Origin of the sequence: Allobranchiibius huperziae, assembly GCF_013410455.1 — a bacterium.
GTDB lineage: Bacteria > Actinomycetota > Actinomycetes > Actinomycetales > Dermatophilaceae > Allobranchiibius > Allobranchiibius huperziae.
Map to the genome: position 1 here is coordinate 1,290,481 of NZ_JACCFW010000001.1, position 21,126 is coordinate 1,311,606.

The 21,126-nt window shown below is 70.2% G+C and carries 23 protein-coding genes and 1 tRNA gene; 20 read left to right on the forward strand and 4 right to left on the reverse strand.

The window, feature by feature from the left end:
- Positions 1–16 precede the first annotated feature (16 nt).
- Positions 17–1,228, forward strand: coding sequence for a CaiB/BaiF CoA transferase family protein (locus HNR15_RS06150; protein WP_179479988.1), 1,212 nt, complete (start codon positions 17–19; stop codon positions 1,226–1,228).
- Complete coding sequence (locus HNR15_RS06155; RefSeq protein WP_179479990.1) at positions 1,225–2,436, forward strand: acyl-CoA dehydrogenase family protein; 1,212 nt, start codon at positions 1,225–1,227, stop codon at positions 2,434–2,436. Before HNR15_RS06150 ends, HNR15_RS06155 begins: the two co-directional genes overlap by 4 nt.
- Before the next feature lies 1 nt (position 2,437).
- Here HNR15_RS06155 and HNR15_RS06160 read toward each other — a convergent pair whose 3' ends face one another.
- The gene (locus HNR15_RS06160) at positions 2,438–4,009 is read right to left on the reverse strand and encodes a phytoene desaturase family protein (protein ID WP_179479993.1); all 1,572 of its coding nucleotides are present in this window, start codon (positions 4,007–4,009) and stop codon (positions 2,438–2,440) included.
- A gap of 63 nt (positions 4,010–4,072) precedes the next feature.
- Between HNR15_RS06160 and recO the strand changes: the two genes are divergently transcribed.
- Genes recO through HNR15_RS06175 form a run of 3 tightly spaced genes read left to right on the forward strand, consistent with a single transcriptional unit; the run spans position 4,073 to position 6,166 of the window.
- On the forward strand, positions 4,073–4,846 hold the full coding sequence (gene recO, locus HNR15_RS06165; RefSeq protein WP_179479995.1) for a DNA repair protein RecO: 774 nt from the start codon (positions 4,073–4,075) through the stop codon (positions 4,844–4,846).
- The gene (locus HNR15_RS06170; RefSeq protein WP_179479997.1) at positions 4,843–5,619 is read left to right on the forward strand and encodes an isoprenyl transferase; all 777 of its coding nucleotides are present in this window, start codon (positions 4,843–4,845) and stop codon (positions 5,617–5,619) included. Before recO ends, HNR15_RS06170 begins: the two co-directional genes overlap by 4 nt.
- A gap of 19 nt (positions 5,620–5,638) precedes the next feature.
- Complete coding sequence (locus HNR15_RS06175; protein WP_343048444.1) at positions 5,639–6,166, forward strand: GNAT family N-acetyltransferase; 528 nt, start codon at positions 5,639–5,641, stop codon at positions 6,164–6,166.
- 18 nt (positions 6,167–6,184) lie between these two features.
- Here HNR15_RS06175 and HNR15_RS06180 read toward each other — a convergent pair whose 3' ends face one another.
- Both HNR15_RS06180 and HNR15_RS06185 read right to left on the reverse strand, forming a co-directional pair.
- Positions 6,185–6,583 carry a Fur family transcriptional regulator gene (locus HNR15_RS06180; protein WP_179480001.1) on the reverse strand — a complete coding sequence of 133 codons (399 nt, stop codon included), beginning with the start codon at positions 6,581–6,583 and terminating at the stop codon, positions 6,185–6,187.
- A 61-nt stretch (positions 6,584–6,644) separates the two neighbouring features.
- The gene (locus HNR15_RS06185; protein ID WP_179480003.1) at positions 6,645–6,974 is read right to left on the reverse strand and encodes a DUF6703 family protein; all 330 of its coding nucleotides are present in this window, start codon (positions 6,972–6,974) and stop codon (positions 6,645–6,647) included.
- Between the two features lie 101 nt (positions 6,975–7,075).
- Here HNR15_RS06185 and HNR15_RS06190 point away from each other — a divergent pair, with 101 nt between their 5' ends.
- The 7 genes from HNR15_RS06190 (at position 7,076) to dusB (ending at position 13,922) form a co-directional block, all read left to right on the forward strand.
- A complete protein-coding gene (locus HNR15_RS06190; protein ID WP_179483622.1) occupies positions 7,076–8,017 on the forward strand; it encodes an ABC transporter ATP-binding protein in 942 nt (313 codons plus the stop codon).
- Complete coding sequence (locus tag HNR15_RS06195; protein ID WP_179480005.1) at positions 8,014–8,808, forward strand: ABC transporter permease; 795 nt, start codon at positions 8,014–8,016, stop codon at positions 8,806–8,808. The genes HNR15_RS06190 and HNR15_RS06195 overlap by 4 nt, the downstream gene beginning before the upstream one ends.
- Positions 8,809–8,820: 12 nt before the next feature.
- Positions 8,821–10,020: a sensor histidine kinase gene (locus HNR15_RS06200; RefSeq protein WP_343048445.1), complete on the forward strand. Its 1,200-nt coding sequence runs from the start codon at positions 8,821–8,823 to the stop codon at positions 10,018–10,020.
- Positions 10,017–10,625, forward strand: a complete 609-nt coding sequence (locus HNR15_RS06205) for a response regulator transcription factor (protein WP_179480007.1) — start codon at positions 10,017–10,019, stop codon at positions 10,623–10,625. Before HNR15_RS06200 ends, HNR15_RS06205 begins: the two co-directional genes overlap by 4 nt.
- A 233-nt stretch (positions 10,626–10,858) precedes the next feature.
- On the forward strand, positions 10,859–12,019 hold the full coding sequence (locus HNR15_RS06210) for an LLM class flavin-dependent oxidoreductase (RefSeq protein ID WP_179480009.1): 1,161 nt from the start codon (positions 10,859–10,861) through the stop codon (positions 12,017–12,019).
- Between the two features lies 1 nt (position 12,020).
- Positions 12,021–12,680, forward strand: a complete 660-nt coding sequence (locus HNR15_RS06215) for a CE1759 family FMN reductase (protein ID WP_179480012.1) — start codon at positions 12,021–12,023, stop codon at positions 12,678–12,680.
- A 63-nt stretch (positions 12,681–12,743) separates the two neighbouring features.
- Positions 12,744–13,922, forward strand: coding sequence for a tRNA dihydrouridine synthase DusB (gene dusB / locus HNR15_RS06220; protein WP_179480014.1), 1,179 nt, complete (start codon positions 12,744–12,746; stop codon positions 13,920–13,922).
- Between the two features lie 117 nt (positions 13,923–14,039).
- Here the strand turns inward: dusB and HNR15_RS06225 are convergent, their stop codons facing one another.
- Positions 14,040–14,912 (reverse strand): sulfurtransferase, encoded by an 873-nt coding sequence (locus HNR15_RS06225; RefSeq protein ID WP_179480016.1) that lies wholly within the window; start codon positions 14,910–14,912, stop codon positions 14,040–14,042.
- Between the two features lie 54 nt (positions 14,913–14,966).
- Here HNR15_RS06225 and HNR15_RS06230 point away from each other — a divergent pair, with 54 nt between their 5' ends.
- The 8 genes from HNR15_RS06230 (at position 14,967) to HNR15_RS06265 (ending at position 21,073) form a co-directional block, all read left to right on the forward strand.
- The gene (locus HNR15_RS06230) at positions 14,967–15,248 is read left to right on the forward strand and encodes a DUF2277 domain-containing protein (protein ID WP_179480018.1); all 282 of its coding nucleotides are present in this window, start codon (positions 14,967–14,969) and stop codon (positions 15,246–15,248) included.
- Positions 15,245–15,667: a DUF3806 domain-containing protein gene (locus tag HNR15_RS06235; RefSeq protein ID WP_179480020.1), complete on the forward strand. Its 423-nt coding sequence runs from the start codon at positions 15,245–15,247 to the stop codon at positions 15,665–15,667. Before HNR15_RS06230 ends, HNR15_RS06235 begins: the two co-directional genes overlap by 4 nt.
- The gene (locus HNR15_RS06240) at positions 15,664–16,932 is read left to right on the forward strand and encodes a deoxyguanosinetriphosphate triphosphohydrolase (RefSeq protein ID WP_179480022.1); all 1,269 of its coding nucleotides are present in this window, start codon (positions 15,664–15,666) and stop codon (positions 16,930–16,932) included. The genes HNR15_RS06235 and HNR15_RS06240 overlap by 4 nt, the downstream gene beginning before the upstream one ends.
- Positions 16,929–17,960 (forward strand): NAD(P)H-dependent flavin oxidoreductase, encoded by a 1,032-nt coding sequence (locus tag HNR15_RS06245; protein WP_179480024.1) that lies wholly within the window; start codon positions 16,929–16,931, stop codon positions 17,958–17,960. Before HNR15_RS06240 ends, HNR15_RS06245 begins: the two co-directional genes overlap by 4 nt.
- A 113-nt stretch (positions 17,961–18,073) precedes the next feature.
- Positions 18,074–19,978: a DNA primase gene (dnaG, locus tag HNR15_RS06250; RefSeq protein WP_179480027.1), complete on the forward strand. Its 1,905-nt coding sequence runs from the start codon at positions 18,074–18,076 to the stop codon at positions 19,976–19,978.
- Positions 19,979–20,093: 115 nt separating this feature from the next.
- On the forward strand, positions 20,094–20,366 hold the full coding sequence (locus HNR15_RS06255; protein ID WP_179480029.1) for a GlsB/YeaQ/YmgE family stress response membrane protein: 273 nt from the start codon (positions 20,094–20,096) through the stop codon (positions 20,364–20,366).
- Positions 20,367–20,369: 3 nt separating this feature from the next.
- Positions 20,370–20,903 carry a hypothetical protein gene (locus HNR15_RS06260; RefSeq protein WP_179480031.1) on the forward strand — a complete coding sequence of 178 codons (534 nt, stop codon included), beginning with the start codon at positions 20,370–20,372 and terminating at the stop codon, positions 20,901–20,903.
- Between the two features lie 97 nt (positions 20,904–21,000).
- Positions 21,001–21,073: transfer RNA gene (locus tag HNR15_RS06265), tRNA-Asn, on the forward strand.
- The last annotated feature ends 53 nt before the right edge of the window (positions 21,074–21,126 follow it).

A 21,126-nucleotide genomic window follows, 5' to 3' on the forward strand; every position in this document is an offset into this window, starting at 1 on the left:
TAGGTAGGCTATAGAGATGTCCGAATCTGTTGAATCCACCAGCCCGAAGACTCCGACCGACGCCCATCCCGGGCCACTCGCCGGCGTGCGTGTGATCGATCTGGCCACCGTCGTGATGGGCCCCTACGCCTGTCAGATCCTCGGCGACCTCGGGGCCGACGTGATCAAAGTGGAGTCACCGCACGGCGACCTGGCCCGCATCTCGGTGCCGAGTCGGCACCCCCAGATGGGGGCGCTGGCACTCAACGTGAACCGCAACAAGCGCAGCGTGGTGCTCGACCTCAAGACCGACGAAGGCAAGGCCGACCTGCACGGGCTGCTGGAGGACACGGACGTCCTCGTCACCAACATGCGCCCCGGCGCGCTGACCCGCCTGGGCTTCGACTACGCCTCGCTCGACGAGCGCTATCCCGCGCTCATCTACTGCAGCGCCCAGGGTTTCCGCTCGGACTCCCCGCTGGCCGACCGTGCGGCGTACGACGAGATCGTCCAGGCCGCGAGCGGTCTCACCGACCTGATGCTGCGCGCGACCGGCACCGCCAACTACGTGCCGACGATCCTGGCCGACAAGGTGTGCGCGCTCACCATCGTCTACTCGGTGCTGGCCGCGGTCATCAGTCAGCGCGCGACCGGCCTCGGACAGCACGTCGAGATCCCGATGACGGACACGATGCTCGCGTTCAACCTTGTCGAGCACCTGGGCGGGCACACCTTCGAGCCGCCGGTCGGGCCGACCGGTTTCTACCGCTCGCTCGGCACCGGCCACGCGGCCGTCGAGACCAAGGACGGCTGGGCGTGCATCCTGCCCTACAGCGAGAAGAACGTCCGTGACTTCTTCGTCGCGTCGGGGCACGGTGACCTCAACGAGGACCCGCGCTTCGTCTCGTGGGCGAAGGTGCGCGAGGACATGTCCGTCCTCTACACCGAGCTGGAGCGCATCGCCCGCGAACGCACGACCGCCGAGTGGGAGACCCTGTGCGCCGAGCACAGCATCCCGATGGCGCCGGTCCTGCAGATCGAGGACGCCACGGAGTCGGATTACGTACGCGACGGTCACCTGCTCGACGTCGCCGAGCACCCCACGGAGGGCGGCTACCGCTCCATCGGCATCCCGATCCGCTTCAGCCGCACCCCGGCTGCCGTGACCCGACCGACGCCCACCCTCGGGCAGCACAACGAGGAGATCCTCGGTGACCGGGCACGACGCACCCAGGAAGACGACGCATGAGCGACCACGAGCACCAGCCCGTCGCGCCGCTGCGCGAGGACTTCCTGGCAGCCGATCTGTACGGGTATCAGGAGCTCCTGACCGACCGCGAGAACGACGTCGTACGCCGGGTGCGTGCGTTCCTGGAGGCCGAGGTGCGCCCGCGCGCCAACGAGTTCTGGGAGGCCGCGGAATCGCCGCGGCACCTGCTGCCCCGACTCGCCGAGCTCGACGTCGTAGGCCTCGGCTACGACTTCGAGGACCGCCCCGCGATGAGCAAGGTGCTCACCGGCTGGCTCGGGATGGAGTTCGCGCGCGTCGACCCGTCCACCGGGACGATGTTCGGCGTGCACAGCGGGCTGGCGATGGGCAGCATCTCGATCCTGGGGTCGCAGGAGCAGAAGGCGCGCTGGCTGCCGGCGATGCGGCGGATGGAGAAGGTCGGCGCGTTCGCGCTGTCCGAGCCGCACGGCGGATCCGACGTGTCCGGCGGTCTGGAGACGACCGCGCGCCGGGACGGCGACGACTGGATCATCAACGGCGGCAAGCGCTGGATCGGCAACGGCACCTTCGCCGACGTGATCGTCGTCTACGCGAAGGACGAGGCCGACGATCAGGTGAAGGGCTTCTTGGTCGAGAAGGAGTTCGAGGGGTTCTCAGCCAGCAAGATCGAGGGCAAGTACGCCCTGCGTGCCGTGCAGAACGCCGACCTGACCTTCGAGAACTGCAGAGTGCCGGCGGCCAACAAGCTGGAGCACGCCAACTCCTTCGCCGACACGGCCAAGGTGCTGCGCCTCACGCGCGGCGGTGTCGCGTGGAGCGCGGTCGGGCTGATGCTCGGCGCGTTCGAGCGGGCCGTGGCCTACTCGCAGGAACGGGTGCAGTTCGGCAAGCCGATCGGCTCCTTCCAGCTCATCTCCGACCTGATCGCCCGGTCGGCGGCCGACATCACCGCCAGTCTGGGGATGGCCGTGCGGGTCGCGCAGCTGCAGGACGCGGGCGTCTTCCACGACGAGCAGGCCGCGATGTGCAAGTCGTTCACCACCACCCGCGCTCGCGAGGTCGTGGCCCGGTCGCGCGAGATCCTCGGCGGCAACGGGATCCTGCTGGAGAACGACGCCGTGCGCTACTTCGCCGACGCCGAGGCGCTCTACTCCTACGAGGGCACCAGTCAGATGAACAACCTGATCGTCGGTCGCGCCTGCACCGGTCTGTCGGCGTTCGTCTAGGTCACCCGGCGTGGCCGGACCGGGCCTCCAGCACCGCACGTGCCGCGTGGTATCCGCCGAGCCCGCTGACCCCGCCACCGCGGCGCGATCCGGCACCGGCGAGCAGCACTCCGTCGTACGCCGACCGCACGCCCCACCGTGCAGACGCGTCGTCGAGCGCCTCGTCGTCCTCGGCGAACGGCCAGGACAGCGGCCCGTGGAAGATGTTGCCGCCGGGCATCGTCAGGGCGTCCTGCAGGTCTCGGGTCGTCTTCGTCTCGATGCAGGGCCGCCCGTCGGGCGTCCTGAGGACGACGTCCTCGATCGGTTCGGCGAGCACGCTGGACAGCGAATCGAGCACCGACCGCTCGTACGTCGTGCGTGCGGCGTCGAGGTCGGCCCCGTCGAGCAACCGGTCGGGCGTCTGCAGAGCGAAGACGGTCAGGGTGTGTGCTCCCGACTGCTGCAGACCGGGCGACAGGATGCTCGGGTCGGTGATCGAGTGGCAGTAGATCTCGGCGGGCACCGGTTGCGGCAGGGCGCCCGAAAGCGCTGTGCGGTAGGCGGATTCGAGCTGCGTGTAGGTCTCGTTGATGTGGAATGTGCCGCCGAACGCGGCGGCGGACGGCACCGCGGCGTCGCGTAACCGCGGCAGCCGCGAGAGCAGCAGGTTGACCTTCACCTGAGCACCCTCGGCCCGCTCGGCCGGCTCGGCGCCCATCAGCTGGTCCAGCACGGCCGGAGCGGCCGCCCACAGCACGTGGCGGGCCACGACCCTCGACTCGTCCCCGGCGGCGCTGCGCCAGGCGACGGTGCCGTCGCCCACCGACAGCACCTCGGCATCGGTGCGCAGCTCCGCGCCACCACGCCGCGCGGCCCCCTCGAGCGCCCCGCTCACCGCGCCCATGCCACCGACGGGCACGTCCCAGTCGCCGGTGCCCCCGCCGATCACGTGGTAGAGGAAGCAGATGTTCTGCTGCAGGTCCTCGTCGTGGGCCGACGCGTAGGTCGAGATGAGCCCGTCGGTGAGCACCACCCCACGGACCAGGTCGTCGGTCACCGACGACTCGATGACCTCACCGAGCGGTCGCTCCAGGAAGTCCCGCGTGATCGAGGGATCGCCGACCAGCGCGGCCACGTCGCTGCGAAGGGGGAGCGGCCCGGTGACCGTGGGCCAGAGGGCCTGCGCCAGGTGTGAGGTACGCGCGTACAAGCGGTCCCAGCCCTCGACATCGTCGCCGGCTCCGAGCGCCTCGAACGACGCCCGCGTCGCCAGGGGGTCGCCATGGTCGATCAGCAGGCCTCGGTCGGTGCCCGGCTGTGGTGTGTAGGAGGAGTAACGGCGTCGGAGCAGGGTGATCCGCAGGTCGAGGTCGTCGATGATCTGCCGAGGAAGCAGGCTGACGAGGTAGGAGTAGCGGCTGAGCCGGGCGCCCATGCCCGGGAACGCCTCTGCCGACACCGAGGCCCCGCCCAGATGGTCAGATCGTTCGAGCAGCAGCACCGACAGGCCCGCCCGGGAGAGGTAGGCGGCGGCGGTGAGGCCGTTGTGGCCCCCACCGACGATCACGACGTCGTAGGTCTGCTGCGGCATCCGCTCAGAGTAGGCGCGTGTCCACCGTGGCTCCGCGCGGTCATCAGCGACAATGGAGTCACCATGCCCACCTACAAGGACGTCGCGATCGTCGTGCGCACCCACAAGTTGGGTGAGACGGACCGGATCGTGACGATGCTGACCCGCGGACGGGGCAAGGTGCGCGCGGTGGCCAAGGGGGTGCGGCGTACCAAGTCCCGTTTCGGCGCGCGCCTCGAGCCGGGCATGGTCGTGGAGTTGCAGTGCTACGAGGGGCGTTCGCTCGACACGGTCACCCAGGCCGAGATGATCGCGTCGTACGGCGACCACATCTCGCGTGACTACCCGGCCTTCACCGCTGCCACGGCGATGCTGGAGACCGCCGACCGGTTGAGCGAGGAGCACGAGCCGGTGGTCCAGCAGTTCAACCTGCTCGCCGGCGGGCTGGCGGCGCTCGCCGGCCGGACCCATCCGACCGACCTGGTCCTGGACTCCTACCTGCTGCGTGCGGTCTCGATCGCCGGCTGGGCGCCCACCTTCGTCAACTGCGCGGGCTGCGGCGCGATCGGACCGCACCGGGCGTTCAACCTGGCCGCCGGTGGGGCCGTGTGTCATTCGTGCCGTACGCCGGGATCGTCGGCCCCCGATCCACGCACCTTCGAGCTGCTCGCCGCCCTGTTGTCGGGCGACTGGGAACAGGCCGAACGCTCCGACGAGCGCGCCCGGCGCGAGGCCGACGGGCTGGTCGCGGCCTACCTGCAGTGGCACCTGGAGCGCGGGGTGCGCTCCCTGCGACTGGTCGACCACCCCGTCTACGTCGAGCCGTTGCCGCCCGCCGTGGGGGTCGCGCTGTCGTGACGCCACCAATTTCGCCGCCCGCGCACGCGACCGGCGCACGACCGCCTGCGATCCCCAAGGGGCTTGTCCCGCAACACATCGCGATGGTGATGGACGGCAACGGCCGGTGGGCCAACGCACGCGGACTGCCTCGCACGAAGGGGCACGAGGCAGGCGAGGCGCAACTCATCGACGTCATCGCCGGCGCCATCGAGGCGGGCGTGCCCAACCTGTCGGCGTACATGTTCAGCACCGAGAACTGGCGCCGATCGCCGGACGAGGTGCGCTTCCTGATGGGCTTCAACCGCGACGTGATCCGCCGCCGGGTCGACCTGCTGCACTCCTGGGGGGTGCGCTGCCGGTGGTCCGGACAGCGGCCGAGGCTGTGGCGCTCGGTCATCAAGGAGTTGCAGCGCGCCGAGGAGATGACCGCCGGCAACACCGTGATGACACTGCAGATGTGCGTCAACTACGGCGGCCGCGCCGAGATCGCCGCAGCCACCCGCCGGATCGCCGAACAGGTGCAGGCGGGGAGATTGAAGCCGTCGAGCATCGACGAGCGCACCATCGCGCGCAATCTGGACTGGCCCGACATGCCGGACGTCGACCTCTTCGTGCGCTCCTCGGGCGAGCAGCGCACGAGCAACTTCCTGCTCTGGCAGTCCGCGTACGCCGAGCTGGTCTTCCTCGACACGCTCTGGCCGGACTTCGACCGGCTCGACCTGTGGCGCGCGATCCAGATCTTCGTGGACCGCGACCGTCGTTTCGGCGGCGCGGTCGACGCCGCACGGTGACCCGCCGGTGCCGCCCGGAGTGACGATACGTCCGGAGCGGCCCGCCGACTTCGACGCGATCCACGACGTGGTGCGAGCCGCTTTCGAGTCCGACCTGCAGCCCGATCTGGTGCGCGCGATCAGGAACGACGCCTGCTACCGGCCCCCGATGTCGTTCGTGGCGATCGACGGATCGCAGGTGGTCGGGCACGTCATGCTCGACGGCTGCTGGGTGCGCAGCACCACGGGACTGCGGCCCATCGTGATGCTCTCCCCGCTCGCGGTCGCTCCCGACCACCAGGGCCACGGCATCGGCACGGCGCTCATCGACACGGCCGTCGCTGCCGCGGAGGCGGCACACGAGCCCCTCATCGTCCTCGAGGGCAGCCCGGCGTACTACGGGTCACGAGGTTTCGGCTTCGCGGGCGACCACGGGCTCACGCTCCCGCTCCCGGATTGGGCTCCGGCGCGGGCCGCCCAGGTGCGGCTGCTCACGACGTACGAGGCGCGCGATCAGACCCTGCGCGGCGCCGTCGTCTACCCGGAGCCGTTCTCCGCGCTGGAATGAGGCCCGAGGCGATTCCGGTCAGGCGGGGCAGTCGGCGCAGACGCCGACGATCTCCACCGTGTGCTCGATCTCGCGGAATCCGTTGTCAGCGCTGACCTTCGCGGCCCATCGCTCGACAGCGGGCCCCTCGACCTCGACGGTACGTCCGCACTCCCGGCACACGAGGTGGTGGTGATGTCCCGTGGAGCAGCGGCGGTAGACCGCCTCGCCGTCCTTGGTGCGCAGGACGTCGACCTCGGCGTCCGCGGTCATGGCCTGCAGGGTGCGGTAGACGGTGGCGAGCCCGATGCCGGCACCTGAATCACGCAACCGCGCGTGCAGGTCCTGTGCGGAGACGAAGTCGTCGAGCCGGTCGAGGGCTCCCTCGACGGCGGCACGCTGGGGGGTGACGCGGCGACCGGAGTTGGTGGTCGTCATACCCGGGCCTCCTGCAGGAGTCGATGAGGATCGTTCTCAGGTAGCCATCGTACGGCGACGCTCAACGGAAGGCGGAGATGAGGCACACCACGGCGAGCGCGACCGCGAGCAGCAGTACAGCCAAGCGCATCTGACGCTCCAGTCCCGTCAGTCGCGGCCAGGCCAGGTAGATGCCCCAGCCGTGGGCCACGGCGACGACGCCGATGAGGACCGCGCCGACCCACCCGCGCACGACCAGGCCGGCGACCAGCAGGACCAGCAGCACGATGACGACCGTGTTGGACGGTAGACGTGAGAGGCGTTGCAGCACAGGGTCGCTGGCGTGCTCGATGCGGACGCGGAGGGCTGAGCTGTGGACACTGGGGCGCGGGTCGGCGGAGGTGGGTGACACGGACCCGAAGAATACGTGGCCGCCGCGTGACAGTTGTCATGGCGCTCTCGTGACGGCGCCCCCATGGCCGCCGGCGTCGTGGCCGACAGTCTGAACGCATGATGACGAGAACTCATACGAAGACCGACGGGACGCGGCTCGCAGGGGGAGCCGCGATCCAGTTGGACGGGGTGCACAAGTCCTTCGGGGACCTGCACGCCGTCCGCGGCATCGACCTGCAGATCGAGCAGGGCGAGATCGTGGCCTTCCTCGGCCCGAACGGCGCTGGGAAGACCACCACCATCGACATGATCCTGGGGCTGAGCCGGCCGGACGAGGGCGCCGTGCACACGCTCGGGATGTCGCCGCGGGACGCTGTCTCGCGCGGTCTGGTCGCGGCGGTCATGCAGACCGGGGGTCTGCTGCGCGACGTGAGCGTCGAGGAGACGGTGCACCTGACCGCGAGCCTGTTCGTGCAGACCCGCGACGTGCAGGAGTGTTTGGAGCGGGCGGGCATCTGGGGCATCCGCGATCAGCGTGTGGGCAAGTGCTCGGGCGGCGAGCAGCAGCGGCTGCGGTTCGCGATGGCCCTGGTGAGCGACCCGGCGCTCCTCGTGCTCGACGAGCCCACCACGGGGATGGACGTCACGGGCCGGCGCGACTTCTGGTCGGCGATCCGCAGCGACGCCGGCCGGGGCCGCACGGTGCTCTTCGCCACGCACTACCTCGAAGAGGCCGACCAGTACGCCGACCGGATCGTCTTGGTGCGGCACGGAGAGGTCGTCGCCGACGGCACCGGCGCGCAGATCAAGGCGCGCACGAGCGGGCGCACGATCCGGGCGACGCTGGATCGTCCGGACCGCGCCGCGTTGCTGGCGATCGACGGCGTCGAGGCGTTGGACATCCGGGGCGAGTCCGTCACCATCGGCGCGCGCGACAGCGACGCAGTGGCCCGCGTGCTGCTCACGTCGATGGGAGCGCGCGATCTCGAGATCACCGCACAGGGGCTGGAGGAGGCGTTCATGACGCTGACCTCCGACGACAACGAAGGAGAACGAGCATGAGTACGACCACCCAGGGACCGGTCGGCGGGAACATCTCCCTCGACCGCACCGCACCGGCGTACGGCGGGTTCAACCGCACGCTGTTGCGGATCGAGTTGATGCGCATCCTGCGCAACAAACGCACGATGTTCTTCACCGTGGTGCTGCCGGTCATCTTCTTCTTCGTCTTCCGCGCGAACAGCTTCAACGCGGGTGCCGGCAACGCGTCCGCGTGGTTGATGATCTCGCTCGCTCTCTACGGCGCCTTCGTCGCGAACGCGTCGACGTCGGCCGGTGTCGCCGTGGAGCGCGCGCAGGGCTGGTCGCGGCAGCTGCGGCTCACCCCGTTGCGCGGCTCGGCGTACATCATCACCAAGGTGCTGGTCTCCTCGGCCGTGTCCGTGATCCCGCTGGTGGTGGTCTACGGACTGGGTCTGGCGTTCGGGGCCCACGCGCCGGTCGGCGATCTGGTGCTCGCGTTCGTGGTCAGTTGGATCGGCTCGATGCTGATGGCCGCCTTCGGCCTCGCGGTCGGTTTCCTGCTGCCATCGGAGAACGCCATGCAGGTACTGGGCATGGCGATGACGGTGCTGGCGTTCGGAGGCGGGGTCTTCATCCCGCAGCCGGTCTTCGGGCACTCCTTCGACCTGTTCGCCCGATGGACCCCGATGTACGGCGTGACGTCGATGGCGCACGCAGGCCTGGCCGGGTGGTCGGGGTCGTGGATGTGGGTGCTCAACATCGTCGGGTGGGCGGTCGTTCTCGGTGGCGCGGCGGTCTGGTTGTTCCGCCGCGACACCGGTCGGGTCTGAGAAACTGGCTCCGTGGACCGTCGTGAGCAACTGACCGCCACCCTGCGGCGACGCGCCTGGGGCAGCGATGAGGAGGGCGATGCCCCCCTCATCGGGCTGTTCTGGGCCGGGATCTGGCTGTTCTGGCTGATCAGCCCGCTCTGGGACGCCCTCCGGAACCTCGACCGACCCGGAGGGTGGGTCGGCGTAGTGGCGGTACTCGCCTTCGCCGCGGTCTACCTGCGGCACTGGATGATGCGCTGGCAGCTCTTCGGCAGCTCCACGGTCCGGGAGCTGCCGACGCGCGACCCCCGGTCGCTGGCACGCTACGGCGTCCTGGCCGCGCTATCGCTGATCGCGATGGTGGCCGTCGGTCAGAGCGCCGCGGCGACGCTGGTCTTCGTGGGCGTCTCGGCGATGTGGACGTTCTCCATCCGGGCAGCCGTCGTCACCTCGATCGCGATCGGGGTGGGCTACGCCTGGGCGTCGGTGCAGATACCCGGGTGGAAGTTCGACTCCGGATCCCTGATCGGGCTCACCTTCGCCACGGTCGCCTGTTTCGCCGGGCGGATCGCCGGCGGTCGGGCCAACCAGCTCGAAGCGAGCCGGCGGGAGAACTCTCGGCTGGCCGTGGACGAGGAGCGCAACCGGATGGCGCGCGACCTGCACGACATCCTCGGCCACTCCCTCACGGTGATCACGGTCAAGGCCGAGTTGGCCGGCAAGCTCATCGACGTCGATCCGGAGCGGGCCCGCGCCGAGGTCGCCGACCTGGAGCGCCTGTCGCGGGACGCGCTCGCCGACGTACGCCGCACCGTCACCGGATTCCGCGAGGTCACCCTGTCGGGGGAGCTGGCCCGCGCTCGGGAAGCGTTGCGAGCAGCCGGTATCCGCGCCGATCTGCCGACGGCGACCGACGGCGTGCCGTCCGATCTACGCGAGGTCTTCGCGTGGACGGTGCGCGAGGGCGTCACCAACGTCATTCGGCACAGCGGCGCGCGGTCGTGCACCATCGAGGTCGGCGACCGCGCCGTCACGGTCCGCGACGACGGAGTCGGCACTGCCGCGGCCGGCTGCTCCGGTCACGGGATCATCGGGCTGCGGGAGCGCGCGCTGGCCGCCGGCACCCGCCTGGTCACCGAGAGCGTCCAGCCGCACGGGTTCGCCCTCACGATGGCCGCGCCGGACGATGCCGCATCCGACCGACTGCCCGAGAAGGCCTCCACCGCATGACGATCCGCGTGATGCTCGCCGACGACCAGGCTCTGGTGCGTGGCGCACTAGCGGCCCTGTTGGAGCTGGAGTCCGACCTCACGGTGGTCGCGCAGGTGGGCTCCGGTGACGTGGTCGCCGCCGCTGCGCGCGAGCACCGTCCCGACGTCATCCTGATGGACGTCGAGATGCCCGGGATGGACGGCATCGCCGCCACGACCGCGGCGCGCGAGGCCCTGCCCGGGGTGCGGGTGCTGATCGTGACGACCTTCGGCCGGCCGGGGTTCCTGCGGCGCGGGTTGCGAGCCGGCGCGTCCGGTTTCGTGGTGAAGGACACGCCCGCGACCGAGCTCGCCGACGCCGTACGCCGGGTGCATCAGGGCCTGCGGGTGGTCGACCCCCAGCTCGCCACCGACAGCCTCGTCGCCGGCGAGTCGCCTCTCACCCGGCGCGAGTCGGAGGTGCTGCTCGCCGCGCGCGAGGGCGGCACCGTCGCCGATGTCGCCAAACGCGTCTTCCTGTCCGAAGGCACCGTGCGCAACCATCTGTCGGCCGCGATCGGGAAGACCGGCGCCCGCAACCGCGCCGAAGCGGTCCAGATCGCCGACGGCAACGGCTGGCTGTAAGTCACCCCACGAAGTTCTCCGCTGCGCTCCGATACTTCGCGGGGACCCCGACGCGTCGCCCCACGAAGTTCTCCGCTGCGCATTCGCGCGGTTGTCAGCGTTTTCGTGGTGCCGACGTCACGGATCCGCTGACAACCAACAGGTGGTTCTCCTCGAAGCCGGGAATGGTTCGCGATGCGCTACGGTTGAGGTAGTTGACACGTCACCAACACTGCACTCGACCAGGAGTCTTCATGGAGTTCGGAATCTTCACCGTCGGCGACGTCACGCCCGATCCGACCACAGGTCGCACCCCGACGGAGGCCGAGCGCATCCAGGCGATGGTGACCATCGCCAAGAAGGCGGAAGAGGTCGGACTGGACGTCTTCGCGACCGGGGAGCACCACAACCCGCCGTTCGTGCCGTCCTCGCCGACCACGATGCTCGGCTTCCTGGCCGCGCAGACGAGCACGCTCAAGCTGTCGACGTCCACCACGCTGATCACCACCAACGACCCGGTGAAGATCGCGGAGGACTTCGCGATGCTGCAGCACCTCGCCGGCGGCCGCGTCGACCTGATGATGGGTCGCGGCAACACCGGTCCGGTCTACCCGTGGTTCGGTCAGGACATCCGCGAGGGCGTCAACCTGGCGGTCGAGAACTACCACCTGCTGCGTCGCCTCTGGCGCGAGGACGTCGTGGACTGGTCGGGCAGGTTCCGTACGCCGCTGCAGGGCTTCACCTCGACGCCCCGCCCGCTGGACGGCGTACCGCCGTTCGTCTGGCACGGCTCGATCCGCAGCACCGAGATCGCCGAGCAGGCCGCGTTCTACGGCGACGGCTTCTTCCACAACAACATCTTCTGGCCGCTGCGTCACACGCGTCAGATGGTGCAGCTCTACCGCGAGCGCTACGAGCACCACGGCCACGGTCGCGCCGACCAGGCCATCGTCGGCCTCGGCGGTCAGGTCTTCATGCGCGAGAACAGCCAGGACGCGGTGCGCGAGTTCCGTCCGTACTTCGACGAGGCGCCGGTCTACGGCCACGGGCCGAGCATGGAGGACTTCACGGCACAGACGCCGCTCACCGTCGGATCTCCGCAGCAGGTCATCGAGCGCTACCTGACGATGCGCGAAGCGGTCGGCGACTACCAGCGGCAGCTCTTCCTGATGGACCACGCGGGACTTCCGCTGAAGACGGTCCTGGAGCAGCTGGACATGCTCGGGGAACAGGTCGTGCCCGTCCTGCGCAAGGAGCTCGACGCCCTGCGTCCCGCTGACGTGCCGGCTCACGCGCCCACCCACGCCGAGCTCGTCGCGGCCGGCGCCGACTCGGCCAACGCCCACGTCCTGCCGTCGGTGACCGTCCAGCAGGATTCCGTCGTGGACGACGCGCTGCAGATCAAGGGGGCCTGACATGGTCCAGCGCATCGTCGCCGTCACGGCCGGCCTGTCTGTCCCTTCGTCGACCCGGTTGCTGACCGACCGCATCGTGGCCGCCACCCGCGAACTGGCGAAGGCCCGTGGTGACCAGGTGCAGGTCGGTCGCGGACAGGAGCTGCAGATCGACGTCGTCGAGCTGCGGGATCTGGCCCAGGACATCGCCGCGCACCTGGTGACACGGTTCCCGAGCGAGCGACTCGCACAGGTCCTGGAGGGCGTGAGCACGGCCGACGGCCTGATCGTCGTCACGCCCACGTTCGCGGGCTCCTACAGCGGCCTGTTCAAGTCGTTCTTCGACCTGCTCGAGCCGACGGCACTCGCGGGCACTCCGGTACTGCTGGGCGCCACCGGTGGCACGGCGCGGCACTCGTTGATGCTGGACCACGCGATGCGCCCGCTCTTCGCCTATCTGCAGGCCGAACCGGTCGCCACCGGGATCTTCGCCGCGACCGACGACTTCGCCGACGCGGGCCTGGCACGCAGGATCGACCGTGCCGCCGGCCAGCTCGTCGCGGCGGTCGGCGCGAACGCTTGCACGACGTACGCGGCGGCCGCCGAGGACGTCCCCGCCCCCGCGCAGAGCGAGCTGAGCGCGGTGCCGGACTTCCGGGATCTGCTGTTCGGCAAGCGCTGAGCCGGCTGCCCCTGCACCTGGCGCCGCTGCCCGACGCGCCCGTTTGAGACACTTGCGCACGCTATGACTGCTCTTCTGCCTCCGCTGCGCATCGGCCGCCACACCATCGAGACCCCGGTGGTGCTGGCGCCGATGGCGGGCATCACCAACCGCGCGTTCCGTCGACTGTGCCGTGAGTACGGCGACGCCGGCTCCGCCGCGACGGGCGCGCACAGCCTCTACGTCAGCGAGATGATCACCTCCCGGGCACTGGTCGAGCGGACGCCGCTCACCATGCGCCTGATCAAGCACGATCCCGACGAGTCGCCACGCTCGATCCAGCTCTACAGCGTCGATCCCGTCACGACCGCACAGGCCGTGCACCTCCTCGTGAGTGAGGACCGCTGCGACCACATCGATCTCAACTTCGGCTGCCCGGTCCCGAAAGTCACCCGCAAGGGCGGCGGGTCCGCGCTGCCGTGGAAGACCGAGCTCTTCCGGGCGATCGTGTCGGCAGCGGTGCGCGAGGCGTCGGCGTACGACGTGCCGGTGACCGTGAAGATGCGCAAGGGCATCGACCCGGACCACCTGACCTTCCTGGAGGCGGGCAGGATCGCCGAGGGCGAGGGTGCCGCAGCGGTGGCGTTGCACGCGCGTACGGCCTCGCAGGCGTACTCGGGCACCGCCGACTGGTCGGCCATCGCCCGGTTGAAGGAGGTCGTCACCACGGTGCCGGTGCTCGGCAACGGTGACATCTGGTCGGCGGAGGACGCGATCTCGATGGTCCGCGCCACGGGGTGCGACGGCGTGGTCGTCGGGCGCGGTTGCCTGGGCCGACCCTGGCTCTTCGCCGACCTCGCGGCCGCGTTCGCCGGGAGCGATGTGCAGGTGGTCCCGACCTTGCGTGAGGTGACCGACACCCTGCGCCGGCACGCGGAGTACCTCTGCGAGTTCTACGAGTCGCAGGAGAAGGGCTGCCGCGACATCCGCAAGCACATCGCCTGGTACCTCAAGGGCTTCCGGGTCGGCGGCGAGCTGCGCTCGAGCCTTGCGCTCGTCGACTCGCTCGACGCCCTGGACGCCCTGATCGACTCCCTCGACCTCGATCAGCCCTGGCCGGGGGAGCCGGCCGAGGGTCAGCGCGGCCGGGCCGGCTCCGAGCGCCGCGTCGTGCTCCCGGACGGCTGGCTGACGTCACGATCGATCGACGATCGTCAGCACGCGGAGATCGCGCTCGCCGAACTGGCCGTCTCCGGCGGCTGAGCGGCGCGGCACGACGGTGACGGCGTTCGCCACCGTTGACGGCGTTCGAAGACCGTCAACGAACGTGAACGCCGTCAGTGTGGCGCGGACGTCGTCCGGGCGAAGGCGACGCTGCGGTCAGCGAGCGGTCTGGTCTGTCGAGGCGTCGGACCCCGCATCGATCGGGCGGTCGGGGTCGGTGATCCAGTGCGACCAGGAGCCGATGTAGACCGCCGTGTGCGGGTGGATGCCGGAGGCCTCGAGAGCGAGCGCCAGGTGAGTCGCCTGCACGCCGGACCCGCAGTAGGTGCCGACGTCGGTCTCCGGGCGCACCCCGTGGGCGGTGAACCGCATGGCCAGATCGTCCGGCGGCAGGAATCTGCCGTCGTCCTGGACGTTCTCCAGGGCGGGGGAGCTGAGCGCGCCGGGGATGTGCCCGGCGACCGGATCGATGGTCTCCTCCCGGCCGGCGTAGCGAGCGGCGGGTCGCGCGTCCAGCAGCACCCCACGCTCGACGTACTCCGCCGCGCCGTCCGCGTCGAGCAGCGCGACGTGACCTGTCGTGGCGACGAAGTCTCCATCGGTGGAGGGGGCGTCGGTGGTGATCTCGAGGCCGGCGCCGGTCCAGGCCGCGTAGCCGCCGTCGAGCACCTGCACATCCTCCTTGCCGAAGTAGCGCAGCAGCCACCAACATCGGCTGGCGGCAAGAGAATTGGCCTGGTCGTAGATGACGACCGGTCGATCGTTGTCGACCCCGGCGGCTCGCATCGCTGCCTCGAACACCTCGATCTGCGGCATCGGGTGTCGCCCGCCTGCTCCCGGCTCGCCGGAGCAGACCTGCTCGAACTCCACCCAGGAGGCCCCCGGCAGATGACCCGCGTCGTACGCCGGTCGCTCGCTCGGTGCACCCAGGACCCACCGCGCATCGAGCACGGTCGGAGACGGGCGCTCGCCGGTCAACCAGTCGTGCAGGGCGGCGGCGCCGATGAGCGGACGGAGAGCGCGCTGCATGCCTGCAGACTAGGCGCTCCCGGTGGGGTGGCAACATGTGCGAGCCTGGACGGCATGTGCCGCAACATCCGCCCTCTCAACAACTTCGCTCCACCTGCCACCGACGACGAAGTCCATGCCGCAGCCGTGCAGTACGTGCGCAAGATCGCGGGCACGACCAAGCCGTCCGCCGCCAACCAGGAGGCGTTCGATCGCGCCGTACGACGGGTCACCGAGGCCAGCCGTGAGCTGATCGACTCCCTCGTCACGACCGCCCCTCCGAAGAAGCGCGAGGAAGAAGCGGCCAAGGCCCGCGCGCGAGCACAGGTGCGCTACGACTCTGTGGGGACACGTTGAGCGACAACGACATCCGCATCCAACCGCTGGACCGGGCGGCGCATCGCGCTCTGACGGGATGGATCGCTGACGCCGAGCGGGCCGGTATCGACATCGATGACGCGTCCTCGATGGAGAAGGCCTACGAGGACTACTTCACCTCGGTGCAGGAGACCCCGGCTGCGGAGCGCACGGACCCCACCCAGGTGCTCACGATGATCGGCATCGCGATGGGTGAGCACGTGCAGCGGCGGACCGAGGTGTCCTGGCGCGTGGCGACCGACGCGGACGGTCCCGACCTGGCCCTGGTCGGCGCCGACGAGACCGGGGTCTTCTTCCCGGTCGACCCCGTGGCCGACAACTGGAACGCGGGGCAGCGCGGATGGCTCGCGGAGTTCACCGAGCAGGTGGTCGCTTCCCTGGGCGCCCCGCCCGCATGAGCGGATCCGTCGGCGCCGATCTCGAGTCCACCCACGCGCCGGGTTACACCTCTGCCGACACCGAGCGCTTCCTGCGCGAGGACCCCGCCCTCAAGCGTGCCGACCGCGACGACTTCGCCCGTGACCGGGGCCGCGTGCTGCACTCCGGTGCGCTGCGCCGGCTTGCGACCAAGACGCAGGTCCTGCCGCCCGACACCGACGAGCTGATCCGCAACCGCCTCACGCACTCCCTGGAGGTCGCGCAGATCGGCCGGGAGTTCGGCGCCGACCTGGGATGCAACGCCGACGTGGTCGACATGGCGTGCCTGGCGCACGACCTGGGACACCCGCCGTTCGGCCACAACGGCGAGAACGCGCTGGCCCGCATCGCGCAGGACGCCGGCGGCTTCGAGGGCAACGCCCAGACCTTCCGGGTGCTCACCCGCCTGGAGGCCAAGCGCGCGCGGGACGACGGACGGTCGGTGGGCCTCAATCTCACGCGCGCGTGCCTGGACGCTGCGACCAAGTATCCCTGGCGGCGCGGCGAAAGCTCCTTCGAGACAACGAAGTTCGGCTGTTACGCGGATGATGCGGAGATCTTCGACTGGGTCCGCGCCGGAGCCCCGACGGGCGAGCCGTGCCTCGAGGCGCAGGTCATGGACTGGGCTGACGACGTGGCCTACTCGGTGCACGACGTGGAGGATGGCATCACCTCCGGGCTGGTGCCGCTGCACGCGCTCTGGTCGAGCGAGGAACGCTCTGCCCTGGCGCAGCTCGCGCAGTCGACGTACGCGCCGCAGCTGGACGTCGACCTGCTCGCCGCCTCGCTGGCCGACCTGGTCGGCAGCGGGGTCATACCCCGCTCACACGATCGTTCGCGCGCCGACGTCGCCGCGCTGAAGGACATGACCAGCCGGCTGATCGGTCACTTCGTCAGCGCCGCGACCGGTGCCACGCGCGACCGGTACGGCGTGGGTCCGGCGACCCGGTACGCCGCCCGGGTGGTCATTCCGCAGACGGTGCTGGCCGAGTGCGTCATGCTCAAGGCGATCAACGCTCGGTTCGTACGGCTCACCGAGACCCGGGTGCGGCTGCTGGCCATGCAGCAGGAGGTCATCGCCCAACTCGCCGATGCCTACCTGCAGGACCCGACGCGGCTCGATCCGCTCTTCGCCGAGGATCTGCGACGGGCCGACGACGACGACGCGCGGTTGCGGGTCGTGATCGATCAAGTCGCGTCCCTGACCGACCCGCGCGCCCTCGAATTGGCCAGACTGTGGTCATGATCCCGTTCCCGGCGCTGCAGCGCCCCGTGGTCGCGGCCCCCATGGCCGGCGGTCCGTCCACTCCGGAGTTGGTTGCGGCCGTGTGTGCAGCTGGGGGCACCGGCTTCCTCGCGGCCGGATACCGCTCGCCGGAGGACGTGACGCGCCAGATCGAACGCACCCGCGAGCTCACCGACCGCCCGTTCGGGGTCAACGTCTTCGTCCCGGCGCCGCCCGACGAGCAACCGGGCTCATCCGCGCAGCAGGCCGTGCTGCGGTACGGCGACCGCCTCGCGCCGCTTGCACGACAGCTGCAGGTCGAGTTGCCGCGCGTCGACTGGGCCGACGACGACGCCTACGAGGACAAGATCACCGCACTCGTGCAGGCGCGAGTGCCCCTGGCGTCGTTCACCTTCGGAGTCCCGGACGGTGAGGTCGTCGAGCGGTTGCACGGCGTGGGCAGCTGCGTGGTGGTCACCGTGACCGATCCCGACGAAGCGACCCGCGCCGCGCGAGGAGGCGCCGACGCCTTGGTCGTGCAGGGATATGCAGCCGGCGGCCACCGCGGCACCCACGCGGTCCAGACCATCCCCTTCGACCGGGAATGGGCCGAGATCCTCCGCGAGACGCGCACCGTCACCAGCCTCCCGGTGCTCGTCGCCGGGGGAGTGATGGGCAACCGGGAGGCTCGGCTCGCGCTCGACGCCGGCGCGATCGGCGTGCAGTGCGGCACGGCGTTCCTGCTCACCGACGAAGCGGGCACCAGCGCGGCCCATCGGGCGGGGCTGACCGAGCCCTCGCTGGACCAGTCGGTCGTGACCCGCGCCTTCAGCGGCCGACCGGCGCGCGGCCTGCGAAACGAGTTCGTGGACCGCTACGGCGATGCCGCACCCGCCGTCTATCCGGGGGTGAATCAGCTGACCGCGCCACTGCGAGCTGCGGCTGCCCGACTGGAGGACCCGCAAGGGGTGGCCCTGTGGGCGGGCAGCGGATGGGCATCAGCCCGCACCGGGCCTGCCGTGGACGTCGTCGCCCGCATCGCCGGCTGACCGGTGGGTCCAGGCTGCTCACGGCGGCGCGAGGTCCCCTGTGGACGAGCGCACCGGTGCGCGAGGCGCACCCGTAGAATCACCGCGACGACGAGGCGCACGAGAGGTAGCTGGTGGCGGGGCTGATCAAGGCGGAGGACGTCACCCTCGTCAAGGAGCGTTCCTCGCTCGAGGACGTGGTGCGCGAGCACGTGACATTGAAGTCCGCCGGACCGCGCTCCCTGAAGGGCCTGTGCCCCTTCCACGACGAGAAGACGCCCTCGTTCACCGTCAGCCCGGACAACGGCACCTACCACTGCTTCGGGTGCGACAAGGGCGGCGACGTCATCTCCTTCATGATGGAGGTGGAGCACCTCACCTTCTCCGAGACCGTGGAGCGGCTTGCCGGTCGCGCCGGGATCGAGCTGCACTACGAGGACGGCGCCCGCCCGCGCGAGGAGGGGGCAGGTCGGCGTACCCGGCTCGTCGAAGCACATCGCGTCGCCAGCGAGTTCTACGCAGAGGCGCTCATCTCCGCGCCCGACGCGCGCACCGCGCGCGACTTCCTGCGCGAGCGCGGATTCAACCGGTCGGTGGCCGAGCACTTCGGGCTGGGCTTCGCTCCCCGTGGCGGTGAAGTGCTAGCACAACACCTGCGGGACAAGGGTTTTCGCGATGACGAGGTCGTCCTGGCGGGTCTGGTAGGTCGGGGCCGTGGGCTCTACGACCGATTCCGCGGGCGGCTGGTCTGGCCGATCCACGACATCACCGGCGACCCGGTGGGCTTCGGCGCGCGGCGCATCTTCGACGATGACCGCATCGAGGCGAAGTACCTCAATACCGCCGAGACGCCGATCTACAAGAAGACCCAGGTGCTCTACGGGCTCGACCTGGCCAAGAAGGCGATCGCCCGCGACCGCAAGGCCGTGATCGTCGAGGGCTACACCGACGTGATGGCTGCTCACCTGGCCGGTGTCGAGCAGGCCGTCGCCACCTGCGGCACAGCGTTCGGCGCCGATCACGTGCGCACGCTGCGCCGACTGCTGCGCGACGCACCCGATCAGCAGCCGGCCAAGGTGATCTACACCTTCGACGGTGACGCCGCCGGGCAGAAGGCCGCGATGCGCGCCTTCGAACTCGACGGGCAGTGGGACGCACGCTCGTTCGTGGCGGTCGCCGCCGACGGGCAGGATCCGTGCGAGCTGCGGTTGTCCGGCGGGGACGGCGCCGTGCGTGCGCTCGTTGACGACGCGACACCGATGTTCGAGTTCGCAGTGCGTACGACGCTGCGGCGCTTCGACCTGGACTCGCCGGAGGGACGCGTGCTGGGCGCGCGCGCCATCGCACCGATCATCGCCGCGGTGCGCGACCAGGCGATGCGGGCCGAGTACCTGCGGACGGCGCCCGGCTGGGTCGGCCTGTCCGAGGACCATCTGCGTGCCGAGGTCACCCGCGCGGGCAGCGGTGCGGGGCGCACGGGCAGCCCCCAGGACCGCCGGCGCACGCCGGACGGCGACGACGCTCCCCACGACGACGCACCACCGGCCGATCCCAGCATGCCGGCCCCCGATGATCGCGACCCGATCGTGCGTGCCGAGTCCCAGCTGCTGGAGTGCCTCCTGCAGTTCCCCGCGAGCGTGCCGGCGCGGGAGCTGGCCGCCGTGCGCGACACCGACTTCACCGCGCCCGCCCACCGATCGCTCTTCGCGGCGGTGATGGCAGCCGGTCCGCCGGGGGAGCGGACGCCGGCCGCGTGGCTGGACGACGTACGCGGGAACGCACCGCAGGTGGTGCACCAGCTGCTCTTCCGGTACGCCGTCGCGACGCTGCCGACCCGGCTCGACCCGGTCACGGGCGCACCGCAGCAGCGGTACGCGCGCTCGCTGCTCGTCCGGGTGCGCGAGGTCGCCCTGCAGGGCGACATCAACACGGCGATGAGCGAGTTGCGCCGATCCGATCCGGCATCGTCCCGCGAGGTCGCGCAGCGGCTCACCCAGTTGCAGAAGGACCTCACGCTGTTGCGCGCGAGCCTGGACTGACCTCTTTCCTGCACACAGGGTTTGCACGAGCCCGGCCGTGCGTGCACAGTCAGGGCAGGACATTCCCCGACGGCAACGACCGCCGGGTTCACCGCAGGGACAAGGAGCCACACCCATGATCGGAACAGTGATCGGCGCGATCGTCGTCGGATTCATCGTCGGCGCGCTCGCACGACTGGTGATGCCGGGTAAGCAGAACCTCGGCTGCATCATGACCACGATCCTCGGCATCCTCGGCTCGGCCATCGGGTCGTGGGTCTGCTACCGCCTGGGCTACGACAACAACAACGGTGGCTTCAAGATCATCCCGTTCCTGGTCGGTATCGTGGTCGCGGTCATCCTGATCGCGATCTACCTGGGCGCCACCGGTCGCAGGATCCGGTCCTGACCGGTGTTCGGATCGGGTGAACGCCTGGGCCCACGACGCGGCCCGAAGTTGCCCGACGACGTACGGGACGCGCTCGACCTCGCACGGGGCGAGCGCGTCCTCACCTTCGCCCGGGACGACAACACCGGTGCGCAGGTGGTCGCCACGACGTACCGGTTCGTGGTCGCGACTGCGGACACCGTTGTGATGCAACGCGACTGGTACGACGTCGACGCCGGTCAGTGGGACCCGGACACCTGGACGCTGACCGTCACCTGGGTCGACGGCCGGCACGCCGGCCAGTACACCTTCCGCGGGCAGGACACCCGCCTGCCGGAGACCTTCCACGAGCGGGTGCAGGCGAGCGTCGTGCTGGCGTCGCCATTGGACCTGCCAGGCCCGCGCCGGTCCGGGCGGGTCGTCATCCGCAAGGATCTGCGCGACGGCCGGCTCTTCGAGCAGACGGTGCTCGGTCGCCAGACTCCCGCCGACGACCCGGCAGTGCTCGCACGGATCGACCAGCTGACCGCGCAACTGCGCGATCAGGTCGGTCTCTGACGCACGCTCTCATCGGCCCGGCGCAGCTCACCGGCGCGCTGCTTTTGTGTGCGCCGCCCGGCGTTGCTAAAGTTCACCTCGCGCCGAAGGGCGTCGGTCCCCTGTAGCTCAATTGGCAGAGCATTCGGCTGTTAACCGGAGGGTTGTTGGTTCGAGTCCAACCGGGGGAGCTGGTACGTAAGGCCCCTGAACTGCGAAAACGCAGTTCAGGGGCCTTATTCAT

Excerpts from the sequence above, each read along its gene's own strand:
- HNR15_RS06150 (WP_179479988.1), top strand. The coding sequence starts at position 17 with ATGTCCGAATCTGTTGAATCCACCAGCCCGAAGACTCCGACCGACGCC.
- HNR15_RS06155 (WP_179479990.1), top strand. The coding sequence starts at position 1,225 with ATGAGCGACCACGAGCACCAGCCCGTCGCGCCGCTGCGCGAGGACTTC.
- HNR15_RS06160 (WP_179479993.1), bottom strand. The coding sequence starts at position 4,009 with ATGCCGCAGCAGACCTACGACGTCGTGATCGTCGGTGGGGGCCACAAC.
- recO (WP_179479995.1), top strand. The coding sequence starts at position 4,073 with ATGCCCACCTACAAGGACGTCGCGATCGTCGTGCGCACCCACAAGTTG.
- HNR15_RS06180 (WP_179480001.1), bottom strand. The coding sequence starts at position 6,583 with ATGACGACCACCAACTCCGGTCGCCGCGTCACCCCCCAGCGTGCCGCC.
- HNR15_RS06190 (WP_179483622.1), top strand. The coding sequence starts at position 7,076 with ATGACGAGAACTCATACGAAGACCGACGGGACGCGGCTCGCAGGGGGA.
- HNR15_RS06195 (WP_179480005.1), top strand. The coding sequence starts at position 8,014 with ATGAGTACGACCACCCAGGGACCGGTCGGCGGGAACATCTCCCTCGAC.
- HNR15_RS06205 (WP_179480007.1), top strand. The coding sequence starts at position 10,017 with ATGACGATCCGCGTGATGCTCGCCGACGACCAGGCTCTGGTGCGTGGC.
- HNR15_RS06210 (WP_179480009.1), top strand. The coding sequence starts at position 10,859 with ATGGAGTTCGGAATCTTCACCGTCGGCGACGTCACGCCCGATCCGACC.
- HNR15_RS06215 (WP_179480012.1), top strand. The coding sequence starts at position 12,021 with ATGGTCCAGCGCATCGTCGCCGTCACGGCCGGCCTGTCTGTCCCTTCG.
- dusB (WP_179480014.1), top strand. The coding sequence starts at position 12,744 with ATGACTGCTCTTCTGCCTCCGCTGCGCATCGGCCGCCACACCATCGAG.
- HNR15_RS06225 (WP_179480016.1), bottom strand. The coding sequence starts at position 14,912 with ATGCAGCGCGCTCTCCGTCCGCTCATCGGCGCCGCCGCCCTGCACGAC.
- HNR15_RS06230 (WP_179480018.1), top strand. The coding sequence starts at position 14,967 with ATGTGCCGCAACATCCGCCCTCTCAACAACTTCGCTCCACCTGCCACC.
- HNR15_RS06240 (WP_179480022.1), top strand. The coding sequence starts at position 15,664 with ATGAGCGGATCCGTCGGCGCCGATCTCGAGTCCACCCACGCGCCGGGT.
- HNR15_RS06245 (WP_179480024.1), top strand. The coding sequence starts at position 16,929 with ATGATCCCGTTCCCGGCGCTGCAGCGCCCCGTGGTCGCGGCCCCCATG.
- HNR15_RS06255 (WP_179480029.1), top strand. The coding sequence starts at position 20,094 with ATGATCGGAACAGTGATCGGCGCGATCGTCGTCGGATTCATCGTCGGC.